The following is a 17,587-nucleotide window of genomic DNA, read 5'->3' on the forward strand; positions in this document are numbered from 1 at the left end:
GTACTAAATGCAGAACAAAACCAACACGCCGCTTTCGCTTGGCAACGCTTTCATGCGCGCAGGGAATTACGAACACGCCATTCGCCACTACGCTGAAGTGTTGATCAGGACTCCGGAGCTGGCCAAGAGTATTTCAGCTAACCTTATTATGACAAGGCAGAGATATGTCAAGAGTAGACGAGGTGCAAGCAAGCTGAAAGCTGGGGTGTGCGGCTGGGAGCTAGCTCACAATGCGGCCGGACGAGTATATACGTTGGCCACGTTGTACGAGACTTTTGCCGATGTCGAAATCATTGGCAGTCTGTTCCCTCAATTTGGCCGGGAGGTCTGGGAACCGATCCGCAAGACGCAGATGGTCAAACACAGTTTTGTGGTCGAAGATGGAACGCAATTCTTGGAACAAGCTATTCGGCTGGTTTCCGAACATCCATACGACATCGTTCACCTTTCCAAGCCTCGCGCTCCCAACATCCTTTTTGGCGCATTGTACAAGTTGTTTTGGGGCGCCAAAGTCATCTTGGATATTGATGATGAAGAACTCGCCTTCGTTCAGGCAGATTCGCCCATTAGTCTGGATGAGTATCTGAGGCAATATGATCAATTGCCCGCACTTACGAATCTGGCTGGCCCGGATTGGACGCGAATTGCTGTTGGCGCGGTTGATGGCTTCGATGGCATTACGGTCTCAAACCCTGCCTTGCAAAGCCGCTACGGCGGTGAGATTGTTCGACATGCTCGTGATGAGCATGTTTTCAAGCCGTCGCCTGAACTCAAAAAACTCAGCAGATCGAAGTACGGTCTGCCACAGGACAAGAAGATAGTTCTGTTCTTCGGGACTCCGAGAGCTCACAAAGGATTGGTCGATATCGCTGAAATTATCGGCTCTCTAAATCGGGATGACGTGCTGTTTGTGGTCGCGGGTGATTTTTCTGATCAAGCGCTAAAGAGCAAGCTGCAGAAAATTAAAGGCTGCATGACAACGTTCCTGCCGAATCAGCCGTTCGCCGACATTCCGCAGATCGTCGCAATGGCTGACGCCTGCATTTTTCTGCACGACGGCGGACTGGCTGCGCGATTCCAGGTGCCGGCAAAGCTATCGGATGCGCTGGGAATGGGTGTCCCGGTATTGGCGAGCGCCTCGCCGGCGATCGAGGACCTGCTTCGGCTTGGTGCAATCGAAAAGGTATCGGCTCAAAATCTGAAAGACCGGCTCGAAAACGTGCTCAGATCATCGGCAGAACGAAGCGGGCAGGTAGCGGCAGGATTTTCCGTGTTTTCCGATCTCCTTTCGGTCACGGCGTGCGCCAAGAAGCTGAGGCGCTGGCTTGAGCAGTTACCTTGCTCGAATAAGGATCAGCCGGCTCGGATTCTCGAAGCGTTGCTCTCTTCGACCGGCAATGCGCGTGCGACCGTCTCTGGAGGATTGGCAGAGCGCGCTGCGCATACCGACAGCGCGACATTGAGCGAACAACATTCGAATCAAGGACGCAAGCCCGAGTTCAGGTCGGGTAACGATGCGTTCATGCTGCGCGTATTGCGACCCATGTCGCGGATCGCTGTCGTCGTAAATGCTATGAACGAGGAAAGCTGGAATCAAGCCTTGTGCGTTCTGCCTTGCCTGAGACAACGCCATGACTTGTTCATGCTCAGTTCTATCGACGTGGAGCACGCGTCCTTCAGCGATCTGACGGCCTCGGTTACGAAAGTGAGCGGAGCTGACGGCGAAGGCAATGCTCAAAGTTTCTTGAGACTGGCGAGCTCTCATGTCTTCGACGAGTATCAGGCGGTCTTCTGGCTAGCGCCAGGAGAAGGGCGCGATGACAAACTTGCGGAAGGCGCCGGGATGGTTTCGGAATTCATCGCAGATCCTGATTGGGGTATTCGAGCAGAAAGCGTTCTGACGATCCCGAGTGACGTTGCTAATCGGCACCTCATGAACAGGGTCAAGACCGCACTGTCTCGCTTGGGATTGAGCGCTTCGTCGGAAGCGTTGTCGGTGCCCGAAGGTGCGGGGGTCTGGCTGAAGCCGTTCCTATTGCGAGGTCTTGCGGCCGCAGTGTGGCCGAGCGAGCTAGTTGGCCGGACGAACAGCGAAGGTCTTCCGGGACGGAACATGGTTCTGGGAGTCATGTCGTCTCTGGCCCGATCATCGCGCCTCGATGTTCGCAGCAAGCCAGTCGAGAAGATGTCCGAGGGAACTGATATTCGTCGGCGCGAGGTGAAAACAATCGCCTTCTACCTGCCTCAATATCACCCGATTCCGGAAAATGACTTGTGGTGGGGAAAGGGGTTTACGGAATGGACCAACGTGACGCGAGCTCGCCAGTTGTTCAGAAATCACTATCAACCTCGCGTGCCAACCGACCTCGGATATTACGATCTTCGACTTGAGGATACTCAAGTCGCTCAGGCACGACTGGCGCGCGAATACGGAGTTCACGGGTTTTGCTACTACTACTATTGGTTCGACGGCAAGAAGCTTCTCAACCAACCGATCGAGCAGATGGCGCGATCGAAGAACATTGATACCGGCTTCTGCGTTTGTTGGGCTAATGAGAATTGGTCGCGCAACTGGGATGGACAGAATCGTCACGTCCTGATGGAGCAATCGTATACGCTCGAGAGCAATATCGCGCTAATTCTGGAACTGATCCCGATGATGAAGGATCCGCGCTGGATTCGCCACAATGGAAAACCGGTGATGATGGTGTATCGCATTTCAATTATACCGAACTGGCTCGAGACGGCCGCAGCCTGGCGTGACGAATGTAGAAAGGCGGGTCTTGGTGAGATTCATCTTTGCGCGGTGCGATTTGGTCTTGAAACCTTGCACGGATCTCCTGAAGATCACGGGATTGACAGTTACGTGCTGTTTCCGCCGCATGAGGCAGAGCGCGTAGACTTGCGCGACAAGGCGCAGGATCTTCATAAGGACTTTGGCGGTCAATTGTTTGACTACACCGCAGTGGTCGATGGCGACCTCGCCAAGCACAACGATGATTATGCTTGGCCGGTTCATCGTGGCGCGATGCTGGGATGGGACAATACCGCCCGTCGACTGACGGATGCGAGAATTTTCCATGGCGCCACTCCTTATGGCTTCCGCCACTGGATGAAGGGGATTCTCGAGCAGGAGCAAAAGTTTAACAAGAACAATGAGTCTCTGATTTTCGTCAATGCCTGGAATGAGTGGGCCGAGGGCACCTATCTCGAACCGGACCAGCGTTGGGGACGTTCTTACCTCAGAGCGATCGCTTCAGCTGCGGAATCCACTCCAGGAGTGACAATGCCTGTTCTGCCCGAGGGTGTCGCGTCTCAAGTTCGCGGTGGGGCAATGCGCGAGCAATTGGGCAATTCGTTGACTGATGGTGGCTCGTTTGCTCGACCCAGATGGAGTAAGGGGGAAAGGGAGCACAATCCGGATTGGCCGACCATATTGCTTTGCGCTCACATCTCCGGGCATCACCTCTTCGGTGGCGAACGGAGTCTGCTGGATGTTTTGTCTGCCTTGGCTGATCAACCTGTCAATGTGGTAATGACGCTTCCCTCGGGCGGGAATCCGCACTACGTCCGCGAAATATGTGTGCGCAGTCTGGGGGTTTATGCGTTTTTCTATCCGCAATGGAGAAAAGACCGCGATAGTTATGCCTGGCTAACAGTGACCTTCGCCGACATCATCGCCCGCCACGCGGTCGATGTCGTTCATGCCAATACGATCGTGCTGCTCGAACCGCTGGAAGCTGCTGCTCGTATGCACCGAACGCGTGTGATTCATGCGCGTGAGTTGGTCTCGCTCGACGATCCGCTGCGCGAGCAGATTGGACTCAACGCTAGCGAGATCATCGCTCGGGTCTTCGATCGTTCGGACTGGGTAATCGGAAACAGCCGTGCCACTTGTCAGCTATTCTCGCGCCCGGGGAGAACCCTCTACATCCCGAACGCCGTCACGATGGCTGACTTCGATCTCGGAAACAAATTCGGCAGCACGATCAAGTTCGGCATCGTTAGTTCCAATATCCCGAAGAAGGGGGTCGTGGACTTTGTGGAGGTTGCCCGTCGTGTCGCCAGCCGCGCTTCAAGAGCTCGTTTCGTGATCGTCGGCCCGGTGACTGATCAGGCAAAGCAGTGGCAGGAGGAAGTAGAGCAAGGAGTACGTCCGAATAACCTTATCGTTGCGGGGTATGCAGAGCATCCGCGAAAGGCGATGTCGGAACTGAATGTCTTGTTGAATCTGTCTCATTTTGCTGAAAGTTTTGGCCGAACGGTGGCCGAAGGAATGGCGGCACGTCGGCCCGTTATTGCGTATGACTGGGGTGCCCTCGGCGAGTTGGTGCAGCACGGAAAAACCGGCTATCTCGTGCCTTTTCGGGATATCGATGGTGTTGTTGAGGCCGTGGTCCGATTCTGCGAAGATGAAAGTCTGATTCCCCGTATGGGGGAGGCAGGACGCGACTTCGTTGGTCGCCATTTCGCGCAAGCGTCTTTGCGGGCAGCCGTTTTGGACGCGTACGGACAGATTCTTGGCAGTAAGAATTCGGCGGAGTCGACCACGATTTCCAAATCGCCTGCTGCCCGCACGGTCGGATGTGCACCGCGGACCACGATCATCGTGCCGGTGTACAACGCCGCTTCGGTAGTGCGCGATTGTCTGACATCCGTCTTGAAGCATACCGATCTGGTCCGTGATCGACTCATTGTCATAGATGACGGCAGTCCAGACGCGAATATCTCACCCATGCTCACCGAGTTCGAAGGGATCGCGGGGGTTACGATCCTCAAGAACCGGACGAATATCGGCTACACGAAAACTGTGAATCGGGGCATTCGAGAAGCAGGAAGCGACGATGTAGTGCTATTGAACTCTGATACCGTCGTCACGCCTCGTTGGCTGGAAGGCCTGCGTGCCGCTGCCTATCGTCGTGCGAAGATTGCAACCGTGACGGCGATGAGTGACAACGCCGGAGCCTTTTCCTTTCCAAGGTTCAATGAGCACTGCCCGCGACCGGCGCACCTGAGTCATGAGGAATACGCCTTGCTCGTCACTCAGGCAACCTATGCATGCGAGGCGCCAGAGGTACCTACAGGTTCAGGGTTCTGCCTGTATATTCGTCGGGCTTTCATGGAAGAGTGCGGGATATTTGACGAAGAAAGCTTTCCGCGTGGTTACGGGGAAGAGAATGATTTCTGTATGCGTGCCTACAGAACGGGCTGGCGTAATCTGATCTCCCCGTGGTCGTTCGTTTATCACGTTCGGACAGCTAGCTTTAAGGGCGAAAAACCCGCTTTGGTCAAGGCGGGCGTCGACGTTGTCACGAAGCGCTATCCGGATTATGCGCAGTTGGTAAAGACGAGTTTCGCCAGCACAGAGATGATGAAATTGCGGGACGCGGCGGCACAAGCAATCAAGCCCTGAAGGATAGTCGTTAGAGTGGCTTATGGATGCAGGGCAGCCGGTATTTTCTTCAAGGCAGATTTGGGAGAGATTCATCTCTCAGCCCAGCCTTTCTATGGGACCAGCAGTGTGAAATGTGAGACGAGGGCGCATGACGCGAGTGGAGAGCGCTCATCGATGAAAACGTTATGAGATTCATGTTGAAAATACCGAACTATCTTGCCACATGCCTACTTCTCCTGAGCTCCGTGTTTTGTTCCGCCTCAAGGGCTACGGAATCCAACGATACCTCACGGTGCACAGCCATGGCACCTGAAGTGAAGATCGATCGCGTCTGGGGAGGTACGCGCCTTGGTTTCGACGCATTGGACGACAAGGGTTTCGTTTATATCGCTTATTACGATGCTGATCGTTGGCTGTCTGTCGTAAAGGTGAATAAATGTACTGGAGCGCAGGAGAAGAAGAGAGTTCCCACGCGCTTTGTCGGGTGGGATGCCCATAACGTGATTGTCCTGGCGCTCGATGATTCGAATCGTCTGCATGTTTCGGGCAATATGCACGTGTCCCCGCTCGTATACGCACGCATGGATGCGCAGGATCAGTTGGAAGGGCTCGGTTCAACACGGTCAATGGTGGGAAAAGACGAATCGCAAACAACCTATCCTTATTTCTTTCGTTTTCCGGATGGCGCATTGGGGTTCTCGTACCGGTCGGGACATAGCGGAGACGGCATCGAACTGATCAATCGGCTGCAAGGGCAGAAGTGGGTCCGCTGGAGCGATCGACCCATATTCGCGCCGAATTCAGGTAAGAATACGGTAAACGCCTATCATTCGGACTTCGTTCGTGGGCCGGATGGCTTCTTTCACGTTGCCTGGGTTTGGCGTGAAAACTATTTCGTCGAGACTAACTTCAGTGTCAATTATGCGAAGAGCAAGGACTTGAAGAAATGGGAGAACAGCGAGGGCGACCCGGTCTCGCTACCCATAACTCCGTCGTCTGCCGAGGTAGTCGATCCCGTTCCGGAACGTCATGGCCTGCTCAACAATGTTCGTTTGGGATTCGACAGGGCTGGTCGACCGGTCATCTCTTACCTGAAGTTCGACGCGACCGGAGCGACGCAATTGTTTCACGCTCGCCGTGAAAATGGCGGTTGGAAGTCGGTACCCGCAACCAATTGGACCTATCGATGGGATCCGAGGGGCGGCGGTACGATTCCGGGCGAAATCAGCTTCTCAGGGGTGAGGGTAAGCAACGGACGTCTGATTGAGCAGGTTCATCAACGGGAAATCGGGACGAAGACCTTGGCTTACGATGATGATTCGCTCAAGGTGCGCGAGATATCTAGTCCTGATATATGGGCTCCGACAATCTCAATCAAAGACCGCATACCACCCAACGGCGCTGCGATCAATGTTCGTGCCGTAAGAGATGGGAACGCGGTGGCGCATGATGTTAATCGTCACTATGCAATCTCCTGGTTCAGTCTTCCCGCGGATAATCGGGACAAACCTAGGGAGTGCGAGTCTTCGGAAGTCTCCTGCAATTCCGTGTCTGACTTGGTCCTGCATGTGTTGCCAAATGCGCCTGAACACTGATTTCCGTAGATTCTCCAGGTCGCTAGTTCGATGTTACGAAATGAAGTGGGCTCTGGAACCTGAACGCGTACAAGGGCCGCTCGAACCGGCCACAAGGCTATCGATAATTTCCTCACGCATTTGTGAGACTCTCGCATGAAAATCGCAATCGCAGGCACCGGCTACGTCGGCCTTTCCCTCGCAGCCCTACTCGCTCAACATCACGAGGTCGTCGCTCTTGACATCGTCCCTGAGAAAGTGGCGATGCTCAACCACAGGCAATCCCCGATCGAAGACGTCGAGATCGAGGACTTCCTGCGCCATAAGCCATTGAACTTCCGCGCCACGCTGGACAAGGAAGACGCATACGCCAACGCCGACTACGTCATCATCGCGACGCCGACCGACTACGATCCGGAGACAAATTACTTCAACACGCGCTCGATCGAGGCGGTGATCCGCGACGTAGTGCGCATCAACCGCAAGGCCGTGATGGTGATCAAGTCGACCATTCCGGTCGGCTACACGGAACGCACGCGCGCCGCATTCGACACCGATAAGCTGATCTTCTCGCCCGAGTTTCTCCGCGAAGGCAAAGCGCTGCACGACAATCTGCATCCGTCACGGATCGTCGTGGGAGAGAACTCCGAGCGCGCCAGAACCTTCGCGAACCTGCTCAAGCAAGGCGCGGAAAAAGAGGACATTCCGACGCTGTTCACGGGCAGCACGGAAGCCGAGGCGATCAAGCTGTTCGCCAATACCTACCTCGCCATGCGGGTGGCGTACTTCAACGAGCTCGATACCTACGCCGCCCAGCATGCTCTGGATACGCACCAGATCATCAACGGCGTTTGCCTCGATCCGCGCATCGGCGGCCATTACAACAACCCGAGCTTCGGTTATGGTGGCTACTGTCTGCCGAAGGATACGAAGCAGCTTCTGGCCAATTATCGCGACGTTCCGCAGAACCTGATCCATGCAGTCGTCGAATCGAACAGCACGCGCAAGGATTTCATTGCTGAGAGCGTACTCAAGCGCAAGCCGAAAGTCGTCGGAATCTACCGCCTCGTGATGAAGGCGGGTTCGGACAATTTCCGCGCCTCGAGCATTCAGGGGGTGATGAAGCGGATCAAGGCGAAGGGTGTCGAAGTTATCGTCTACGAGCCGGCTATGCACGAAGTAGAGTTTTTCAATTCCAGCGTTGTGAACAATCTCGTCGAATTCAAGCGCAGCGCGGATGTCATCGTGGCAAACCGTATCACCAGCGATCTCACCGATGTGGCCGACAAGGTCTACACGCGCGATCTGTTCGGCGGGGACGCATGACCGGTCCGAAGTCGGGGCTCGAGGCGCAATCAGACGCCGCAACTCCGCGCATCCTGTTCTTTAACGTGAATGGCTCCGGAATGGGCCATTTGAACCGGTGCCTCGCGTATGCGCGGCGCCTGCGTGGACGCGCCCGACCGTTTTTCTTTTCTCTCGCGTCCGCTGTCGAGATCATCGAAGGAATGGGATTCGAAGCGGATTACTTCGTCTCCCACTACTGGTCCGAAAGTTCGAGCTTCGCATGGAACAGCGAGCTCGCGATCCGGTTCGGCATGATGCTCGAGCGGGTCCGGCCGCACATGATCGTGTTCGACGGAACCTGGCCGTTTCAGGGCTTCCTCGCGGCTTGCGAGGCCTATGGCTCTCCGGCGCGCGTCTGGTCCAATCGTGGCTTGCTCAAGGCAGACGGCAAATCAGTGCCGGTCGACGAATCGATGTTTGATCTCGTCATTCAGCCCGGCGAACTGGGCGCCACCAGGTGCGAGTCGAAACTGGCCGGCAGCGGCAAGCGCGTGGTCGTGCCGCCCGTGTGTCTGCTCGAAGACGATGAACTCATGGATCGGGCGGCGGCACGAAAAGCGCTCGGTCTGCCTGCCAACGGTCGCTTCGTGCTCTTCTCGCTCGGACCGGGGAATCTGAAGGATGTCGCCGGAATCGGTCATGGTCTGATCGACGTATTCCGGGCTGCCGGATTCGAGATTGTCTGGGCGCGTGCGCCGATCTCCGTGCGGGACGTCAAACTGCCGTCGGGCGTACGTCCCGTCTCGGTGTATCCGTTGGCCCGCTATTTGCGCGCATTCGACGCCTTTGTCGGCGCCGCCGGATACAACACCTGTTGCGAACTGGTTCAGTCGCGCATTCCCGCGCTGCTGGTGCCCAATGCGCAACTGGCCGATGACCAGCCGCGTCGCGCGCGGATGGTGGCAGAGGTGATTCCCGCGGTTGTCTCGGCGTGCGAGACGGATCACGACCGCAAGACTGCCGTCGACGAACTGCTCGCGATGCTGAGCGAGGAAAAGGCGCAAGGGCCGTGGATTCCGCTGAACGGAGCATCGCTGGCCGCGGAAGAGATTTTCGCCCTGGTAGCTGATGGGGAGCGGAACCGTTGAGCATCGTCACTGAAACCAAGACGCTTCGGCGCGAATTGCAGGCGCTGGCTGCCAGGCCCGAATGGGATCTACTGACGCGCCACGACTTGCTGAGCAAGAAGCCGCCGTCGTCTGCCAGGGATCGCGCGTGGCGCCGCGTACGAGGCGTACTGGCGGCATTGGGTTTGATGTCGCCGCACGTCACGGATTATCCGTGGCGGCCGACCCTCAAGCATGCGCCCGTGAACACGGATGCAGAGACCGTGCTGATCTGGGCGCTCGGCGCCTCGCGCGATGACCTGCGTCGCGCATGCGAGGGCTTTTCAAATCGACTGAAGTGCAACGGCGGTCTCGCACCAGTCCTCGTGACCGAGGTCGCCGACTTCGCGTACTTTTCGCGGCTGGGCTGGCTCGTCGAATACGTTCCGGACGTGAGCGGCGAAGGCCACTCTTACCCGGAAAGAAAGCGTGCCTATCTTGCCTGGCGCTATCGCGATGCACGCACGGTGCCACTGAGCGCCGGGCTGGCAAGCGATACGGAGTGGAACGCAGTGCTGGAGCTGAAGCGGAAATGATGCAAAAGAATCGCTATGCCATGTTGACCGTGGACACCGAGGCGTTGCCCAAGCGCGCAACGCAGGATCACGTCAAGCGGCTGATGTGGGGCGTGCACGAAAAAGGCCGTGCGGGCATCGCAGAGATGGCTTCGATCGGCGACGAATTCGGCGCCAGACACGTCTATTTCGTCGACCAGTGCGGAGCCTATTCGTACATGGATGAAACGTCGGAGGTCGTCCGCTGGCTGAACGCCGCCGGGCAGGATGTCCAGCTTCACACACATCCGGAATATCTGCCTGATTCCTTCTGGGCCGAACATGGTCTCGCACGGCGTCCGCAGTACATGAATCAATATACCGACGAGGCGCGCGCCGAATTCGTCATCCGGCATTTCGGTGAGCTGATCTCGAAGGAAACCGGCAAGCCCGTGCTCGCGCATCGGGCAGGTTCGTTTCGATGGAATGCCAATACGATTCGCGCGCTGAAATCCGCTGGTGTGCCGCTGTCGTTCAATAACTCCATGTGCGCGGTGCATGCCAGGCAGTGCATCTGGAGCGAGCCGACGAATCTACCCTTCGCATGGTCGAACGGCGTCATCGAAGTGCCGATGACGGAAAAGAAAATCCTGCCGAAAGTCGGCAAGGACGAATGGTGGGCGCGCCTCACCTATCCGGAGTCACCTTATTTCAGGTTTCGTCCGTGGTGGGGCAAGTTGCTGTTCGACGTCTTCAGCGGCAGCCCGACGATGTCCATCTTCCTGCTGCATTCCTGGTCCTTGCTCTACTGGGACGAGAACGGGCACGCGACCTATCGGGACGACCAACGCCTGGAAGGCTACCGGAAACTGCTGGCGCGCCTCACCAGAGACTACGACGTGATCACGACGGCCGAATTTCTCGATCTGCACGCACAAGGCAAGATCAAGACGACGCATACGGCCGATATCGCCCGCACGGAACTGCAGCCGGCGGGGAGCGCCTCGTCATGAGCGGGTTGCTCGAATCCTTGTCGACGCTGGCGAGCGAACCTTATCTGGCATTGAGCCGCTGGCTGACCGTGCGCGCGCTGGACCACAAGGCGAAGCAGCGCGCAGGCGTGATGCCGTTCGCGGGCGACCCCAAAAGCATGCTCTACGTGGCCGCGAGTGCATTGCCGTATCACACGAGCGGCTATACCACCCGCACGCATGAGGTCATTCAGGCCATCGCGTCGGTGGGGGGGCGCGTGCATGCGTTGACGAGGCCGGGTTATCCCAACGACCGTCACGATCGCCTGAGCAATGCCGAGGCGCACGAAACGCAGGTCGGAAACGTGCGCTATCTGCATGCGGCGGCGCCATTCAACAATCGTCCAGTGCTGTTCTATGCGATGCATGCGGCGCCTGTCGTGGCCCAATGGGCACGGCGGCACAAGGTCTCCGTGATTCATGCCGCTTCCAATCACGTCAATGCCTTGCCGGCCCTTCTAGCGGCCAGGCGAGAGGGCATTCCGTTCCAGTACGAGATGCGTGGCTTATGGGAGCTGACCCGGATCTCGCGCACGCCTCAGTACGAGCGGCGGCAGGGGTTCAAACAAGGGCTGCAGCTGGAAGGACTGGTTGCGCGCCACGCGGACAAGGTCTTCGTGATTTCGAAGCAACTGGGCCGTTATGCGCGCGATCGCTGGGGCATTCCCGAGGAGCGGATCTTCCTGCTGCCCAATTGCGTGGACCCGGGGCGCATCGTTCCGCTGAAATCTCAGGCCGTCGATCCGCACACGATCGGTTACGCCGGTTCGCTGCTCGCCTATGAGGGGCTGGATACGCTGATCGACGCCGTCGACGTGCTGGTCCGGCAAGGTCATCCCGTGAAGGTGGATCTGGTGGGAGAGGGCGAAGCGCGTTCGGCGCTTGAGGCTCAGGTCCGGCGCCTGGGCTTGTCGGACCGGATCCGCTTTCACGGACGCGTGTCGCCGGAAAGGGCGCGGGAAACCGTCGGCGGCTGCGCGATCGTCTGTATTCCACGAAAACCATTCAAGGTTTGCGAAATCGTGCCGCCAATAAAGATGGTCGAGGCGCTGGCGATGGGCAAGCCGGTCATCGTCCCGGATCTGCCGGTGTTTCGCGATGAAATGGGACCGAACCCGGCGGGCTGGTTCTTCAAGGCCGGCGATCCGGTGCACCTGGCGCAGGTGATCGAAACGGCGCTGGCTGATCGTCAGACGCTGTCGGCGCTCGGCGTACGGGCCAGAGAATACGCTTCCACGCAGCGCTGCTGGCGTGATTTTGTGATCAATGCACTGCCTGAAGTGCGGCGTGAGGGTTGAATGGTTGGCAGGGTCATCAGAAAACTGGGTTCACTGGTCTACGACTATCCGAAGGTCGCGGAAGACGCGGAGCAAGCCGGACGCTTTGGCCGTCTGAAAATCGCGCTCGTCTCCGATTACTTCACTGCGGATTGCTTGTCGGCGGAGTGCCGCGTGCGCACCATGACGCCGACGAATTACAGGAGCGTCATCCGTGAATGGAAGCCGGATCTGGTCTTCGTCGAATCCGCCTTTCACGGTGTGGATGGCAGCTGGCGCTATGAACTCGCGAAGCAACCGAGACTGATGCGCCTGACCCGGCCCACGGCGATCTTCCGTCTGGTCGACTTCGCCAAAAGCAACGGCATTCCGACCGTTTTCTGGAACAAAGATGACGGCCCGTTCTTCGACGCTTTCATCGACGTAGCGAAGTCGTTCGACTATGTCTTTACGACCGACAAGGAGTGCGTCGATCGATACCGGCAGCAGGTGTCCGCGCATGTGCCGGTGAACACGCTGGTCATGCCGTATCAGCCTGCCTCGCACAACTTCTCCGGTTTCAACTTCACCCGCAACGAAGCCTGCTTCACCGGCAGCTATTACAGGCGCATTCTGAACGATCGCAGGCAGTTCCTCGACATGATGTTCGATACCTGCGAACACAGCCAGATGCGGCTGAATGTTTTCGACCGGAATCACGATCGCCTCTCTCGACACTTCGAGTTTCGCTTTCCGAAGAAGAACCATGTGCGCCTGCATGGCAAGGTGCCGCATCGCCAGACCGCGCAAGTCTACAAGTCGCATGTCGTCTCGATCAATGTGAATTCGGTCACCAGTTCCGAGACGATGTTCTCGCGCCGTCTGGTTGAAATCCTGGCGTGCGGGGGCATTGCGGTGACCAACCCCAGCCGTGCCGTCGACCGGTATTTCCGCGACTTCTGCCACGTCGTCAGGACGCAGGAAGAAGCGCGGGAACTGTTCGCGCGCCTTCGACATGGTCCCTCGAACGAAGATCTGGAACGCGCTGAAGCAGGGGCGACCTACGTGCGGCAGAACCATACCTGGGCACATCGGTTGGACGAAATCTGCGCCGTCGCGAAGATTTGAGGAAATCGGTTACGATGCTTGCGTTGCTTTCCTGTCTTGCCCAGCTCGTATTCTTGCTGGTGGTTCTCTATTTCGCGCTGTACGTGTTGCTCGAGCTGCGCGTGCTGCTGATTTCCCGGAAGGTGGAGCGGCGCAAGCTGACCGAGCTCGCCCGCTCTTCAGCCAGATTCGAAGACGCGATCCATCCGCCAGTCAGCGTTTTGCTCCCCATCTGTAACGAGTCTGAGGTGGTCGAGCGGCTGATCGACGCGGTCTGTCGTTTGCGCTATCCATCGGAAGCGCTGGAAATCCTGGTGCTCGATGATTCGTCGGATGCCACTTCGAAGCTCGCGCAAGCCAGGGTCGAGCATTATGCGGCGCAGGGCGTTAGCATCCGTCTCATCAGGCGCCCGGTGCGCAAGGGCTACAAGGCGGGCAATCTGGTCAACGGCATCCAACAGTCATCCGGTGAATTCTTCGCCATTTTCGACGCGGACTTTGTTCCTCCTGCTGACTTTCTCTTGAAAACCATTCCGTGTTTCAGAGATCCAAAGCTAGGTTTCCTGCAAACCGGGATCGGCTATGAGAATCGCGATGTGTCGTTCCTGACGCGATTCCAGGCGATGGAAATGGGCCATCAGCAATACGTCACGGTCGGCTTGAGTGAAGAAGGCGACATGGCGTCGCTCAGCGGCAGCTCCTGCGTGTGGCGCAAGGCGTGCGTCGATGCATTGGGCGGCTGGAATGCATCGACGGTCACGGAGGACGTGGACCTCGGTTATCGTGCGCAATTCGGCGACTGGAAATATGCCTATCTTCGCGATGTCGTCTCCATGTCAATATTGCCCGAGACTATCAGCGCGTTTCGAATTCAGCGCGAGCGATGGGGACGAGGATTGATTCACAGCGGATTCAAGCATGTGGGACAGATGCTCTCGCAGCGCATGCCGACAATGAAAAGGCTGCATGCGATTTCTGTCATGTTCTCGTCCGTGCTGCTGGCGTCGATTCATGTGCTGGTGGTTCTCAGTTTGCCGCTGACCTACCTCGTTCATTTCGACGGCGCGGGCATACATTGGGCCGCACTGATTTTCTTCGTGCTAGTCGCGATTTGGGCGCTGGCCAATGCTTTCGGGGCGCGCAAGGGCGCGAGGCTTGACGACCGGCCAGGCATCCTGGGAACCTTATGGGATACCTATCGGTATATCGCCATGTTCCTGCCCATGGCCTGGTATTACTTCGCGGGTGGCGTGCGCGCGTTGTTCGGCGTGTATAGCGATTTTCACAGAACGCCAAAAGGCAAGGACGCATATCGTCAGATCATGCCTCGCATCAACGCCGTGTTGCTGGCCGGTGAAGTCATTACTTTTTTATATTCTCTTTTTGCGGCCTGTGTCGCCTTCCAGCGAGCGAATTATTTCCTGATTCCGCTTAACGTCACGGTATGCGTGGGCTTCGGTATGGTTCTCTATTGGGCGTGGCAGGAAAGAAACGGGTTCAGACGCGCCTGAGTCCGCGAGGCCACCAGCCGTTTACACAAGTCAACTTCTGGTTGACAAAACCATCAACAAATCGGTCAAAATTACCCGAGTTACGTCGCGAGAATGGCACAAAGCTGGTGATCTAGCGCCAGATTAATAGTTTTTCTGTATAATCTTAATTAGGAAATTGTGTAAGTTGTCCGTTGCTCCGCGCATGGCGTGCAACGGTCTGGTCTGCACTTCCCATTGCGCCATAGAACGTCGTTTCCCTTATCACATCTACGCCGGAATTCGACGTTCATCGTCTAATTACGCGCATTAACTGAGTCCAATCAGCTTGTTAAATCCGACCGCTGCGTGCTTTGCTATCGGACGGCGTACGACGTTGTGTTTTGGTAACCAGAAGAAAACACCGTTCCTTTTTTTAGAAGATGAGAGACCAATGTTGTTCGCAATCGGGGAAGGAAGGTGAGCGCACGCGAGCCGCGAGCGGTCGTTATTACGGGCGGTAGCGCCGGATTAGGGCGAGCCTTGGCGTTATCCTATGCCGCGCCCAATATCACGCTGGGATTGATTGGCCGGGATCTCGGGCGGCTTCAGTCGGTTGCGTCGGCGTGCCGCGCGAGCGGCGCCGAAGTCGCGATCGGTTGTGTCGACGTGCGTGATTCGCCAGCGGTTCGACAATGGCTATTCAATTTCGACGACCGGTATCCGATCGATCTGCTGATCGCGAATGCCGGTATCGCCAGTACGCTCAGTTCCCTTGACGATTGGGAAGGCGCCGAGCGCACCGCCGCGGTCGTTGATACCAATCTGTATGGTGCGTTGAACGCGGTGCTGCCGGTCATCGAGCGTATGCGCGCGCGAAAGCGCGGCCAGCTCGCAGTCGTCAGTTCGCTCGCCGCATTGCGCGGAATGGCCATCTCTCCGGCGTATTGCATGAGCAAGGCCGCCCTGGTCGCCTACTGCGACTCCGTACGTCCTATCCTCGCCCGAGATGGTATTGGCGTGTCAGTCGTGATGCCGGGCTTTGTCCGGACCGCGATGAGCGATGTCTTCCCCGGCGACAAGCCCTTAATGTGGAGTGCGGAAAAAGCCGCGCTGTACATCAGGAAGCGGTTGGCACGGCGTCGCGTGGAAATTGCCTTCCCCTTCAGCCTGGCGTTCGGCATCAAACTGCTTCGCCTGCTTCCGGCCCCTCTGGCCGATGCCATCCTCGGACGCATGTCCTATCTTCCTCGACGGAACATATGAAGTGCTGCCCGGATTTGCTATAGCGGCCGCGGCGGTCGCATTCTCTTTTGGCATCGAAGCGATCGCGGTTCCGCGGTCATCGCTTGGTCGTCCACTTGCGGCGATCGTGCTGCATGTGGCTGCACTCGCGGTCGTGGCGGGCAGCACTCTCGCGCTTACCGCGCGGCCGCTTTTTTCGGTCTCCGTCGCTCTGGTATCGATCGCAGTGCTGGCCGTCGTCAGTAACGCGAAATACGAGTCGCTGCGTGAGCCTTTCGTCTTCACCGACCTGAGCCTGTTCAGCCAGGCGTTTTCCCACCCACGTCTTTATTTGCCGTTTCTCAGTTTCGGCAAGGTGCTCGGCCTCGTGGCCAGCCTGGCGGTCGCGGTAGTGGGGTTCCTGCTCGAAAGTCCTACAGGTGCGACGCAGCGGTGCCTCGCAGGTCTGCTCGCGATTGGCGGCCTGGCGATCTGTTTCTCGCAATCGCGTCGTCTGCCGCTGTCGCTTCAACCAATGCTGGATCAGCACCGGTTCGGTTTCTTTGCTACTTTCGTGGCCTATCTGATCAACGGTACCCGGTCTGCGGAGCGCGACGCATTCGCTCGTGTCGTCCAGTCGACGCCGTTTTCGCACGGTCACCCGGAAGCAAGCGCGCATCCGGATGTCATCGTTGTCCAGAGTGAATCTTATTTCGATGCGCGCCGGCTGGGCGGCTTCGTCTCGTCGACTCCGTACGCGAACTTGGATCGCATCAGGCAGGAAGCATTCGAACATGGTCGCCTGACGGTTCCGGCGTGGGGCGCCAATACGATGCGCAGCGAATTCGCGATGTTGACGGGTTTGCCATCGGACGCGATGGGCTACGCGCGCTTCTATCCTTACATGTATGTGCGTCGCGCCACCGCATCGCTCGCCGGATGGTTCAAGCGAGGCGGATATCGGACGTTCGCTGTTCATCCCTATTACAGCGATTTCTTCGGTCGACGCCGGGCATTCCGGTTCATGCATTTCGACCATTTCCTTGACGTTCAGGATTTCGCAGACGCAATTCGCGTAGGCTCCTACGTCGGGGATGAATCGGTGGCGGATGCGCTGCTTGCGCTCCTTGAGACGGGCAGCGACCAGCCGGTGTTCGCGTTTGCGATCACGATGGAAAACCACGGCCCGTTGCACCTGGAAGCAGTCGCCCCTGGCGAATTCACGTCGCGCCACACGCTCGGTGATGACGCTCGCTGGCGAGACCTGACCGCCTATCTCCGACATATCGAACACGCGGATGACATGATCGGCAAGATCACAGATTACCTTCGAGAACGAGGACGGCCCACCGTACTGTGTTTCTACGGCGATCACGTTCCTGCTATGACTTCGGTATTCGATGCTCTCGAGACCGAGCCGAACCATAGTGACTACTTTATTTGGCGCAACTTCGCGGAGGATTCAGGCGAGCGGCGAGACGCGCGCGTCGAGAACCTCGGTTCTGCGATACAGCGCGCGATGAAGCGGCAAAGCTGCGCCGTCGCCGACTCGCGAGAAGAACTGCAGCAGTTGCCAGCATGACG

At 57.5% G+C, this 17,587-nt stretch carries 11 protein-coding genes; all 11 read left to right on the plus strand.

Annotation, left to right across the window (positions count from 1 at the left end; genetic code table 11):
- Positions 1-7 precede the first annotated feature (7 nt).
- Complete coding sequence (locus BLW71_RS37960) at positions 8-5,413, plus strand: glycoside hydrolase family 99-like domain-containing protein (RefSeq protein WP_091809580.1); 5,406 nt, start codon at positions 8-10, stop codon at positions 5,411-5,413.
- Between the two features lie 284 nt (positions 5,414-5,697).
- On the plus strand, positions 5,698-6,990 hold the full coding sequence (locus BLW71_RS37965; protein WP_177205221.1) for a BNR repeat-containing protein: 1,293 nt from the start codon (positions 5,698-5,700) through the stop codon (positions 6,988-6,990).
- Positions 6,991-7,125: 135 nt separating this feature from the next.
- Positions 7,126-8,295 (plus strand): nucleotide sugar dehydrogenase, encoded by a 1,170-nt coding sequence (locus tag BLW71_RS37970; RefSeq protein WP_091809584.1) that lies wholly within the window; start codon positions 7,126-7,128, stop codon positions 8,293-8,295.
- Positions 8,292-9,404, plus strand: coding sequence for a glycosyltransferase (locus tag BLW71_RS37975; protein ID WP_091809586.1), 1,113 nt, complete (start codon positions 8,292-8,294; stop codon positions 9,402-9,404). Before BLW71_RS37970 ends, BLW71_RS37975 begins: the two co-directional genes overlap by 4 nt.
- Positions 9,401-9,958 carry a hypothetical protein gene (locus BLW71_RS37980; protein ID WP_091809588.1) on the plus strand — a complete coding sequence of 186 codons (558 nt, stop codon included), beginning with the start codon at positions 9,401-9,403 and terminating at the stop codon, positions 9,956-9,958. The genes BLW71_RS37975 and BLW71_RS37980 overlap by 4 nt, the downstream gene beginning before the upstream one ends.
- Positions 9,955-10,929: a polysaccharide deacetylase family protein gene (locus BLW71_RS37985; RefSeq protein WP_353615912.1), complete on the plus strand. Its 975-nt coding sequence runs from the start codon at positions 9,955-9,957 to the stop codon at positions 10,927-10,929. Before BLW71_RS37980 ends, BLW71_RS37985 begins: the two co-directional genes overlap by 4 nt.
- Positions 10,926-12,245 carry a glycosyltransferase family 4 protein gene (locus BLW71_RS37990; RefSeq protein WP_091809591.1) on the plus strand — a complete coding sequence of 440 codons (1,320 nt, stop codon included), beginning with the start codon at positions 10,926-10,928 and terminating at the stop codon, positions 12,243-12,245. The genes BLW71_RS37985 and BLW71_RS37990 overlap by 4 nt, the downstream gene beginning before the upstream one ends.
- Positions 12,246-13,331, plus strand: coding sequence for a CgeB family protein (locus tag BLW71_RS37995; protein WP_091809593.1), 1,086 nt, complete (start codon positions 12,246-12,248; stop codon positions 13,329-13,331). It abuts the gene before it with no gap.
- A 14-nt stretch (positions 13,332-13,345) separates the two neighbouring features.
- The gene (locus BLW71_RS38000) at positions 13,346-14,821 is read left to right on the plus strand and encodes a glycosyltransferase (protein ID WP_091809595.1); all 1,476 of its coding nucleotides are present in this window, start codon (positions 13,346-13,348) and stop codon (positions 14,819-14,821) included.
- Positions 14,822-15,259: 438 nt separating this feature from the next.
- Positions 15,260-16,045: an SDR family NAD(P)-dependent oxidoreductase gene (locus BLW71_RS38005; RefSeq protein ID WP_091809597.1), complete on the plus strand. Its 786-nt coding sequence runs from the start codon at positions 15,260-15,262 to the stop codon at positions 16,043-16,045.
- A gap of 1 nt (position 16,046) precedes the next feature.
- Positions 16,047-17,585 (plus strand): LTA synthase family protein, encoded by a 1,539-nt coding sequence (locus tag BLW71_RS38010; protein ID WP_091809599.1) that lies wholly within the window; start codon positions 16,047-16,049, stop codon positions 17,583-17,585.
- Positions 17,586-17,587 lie beyond the last annotated feature (2 nt).

The sequence above is a fragment of the Burkholderia sp. WP9 genome, assembly GCF_900104795.1.
In the GTDB taxonomy this organism is placed as follows: domain Bacteria; phylum Pseudomonadota; class Gammaproteobacteria; order Burkholderiales; family Burkholderiaceae; genus Paraburkholderia.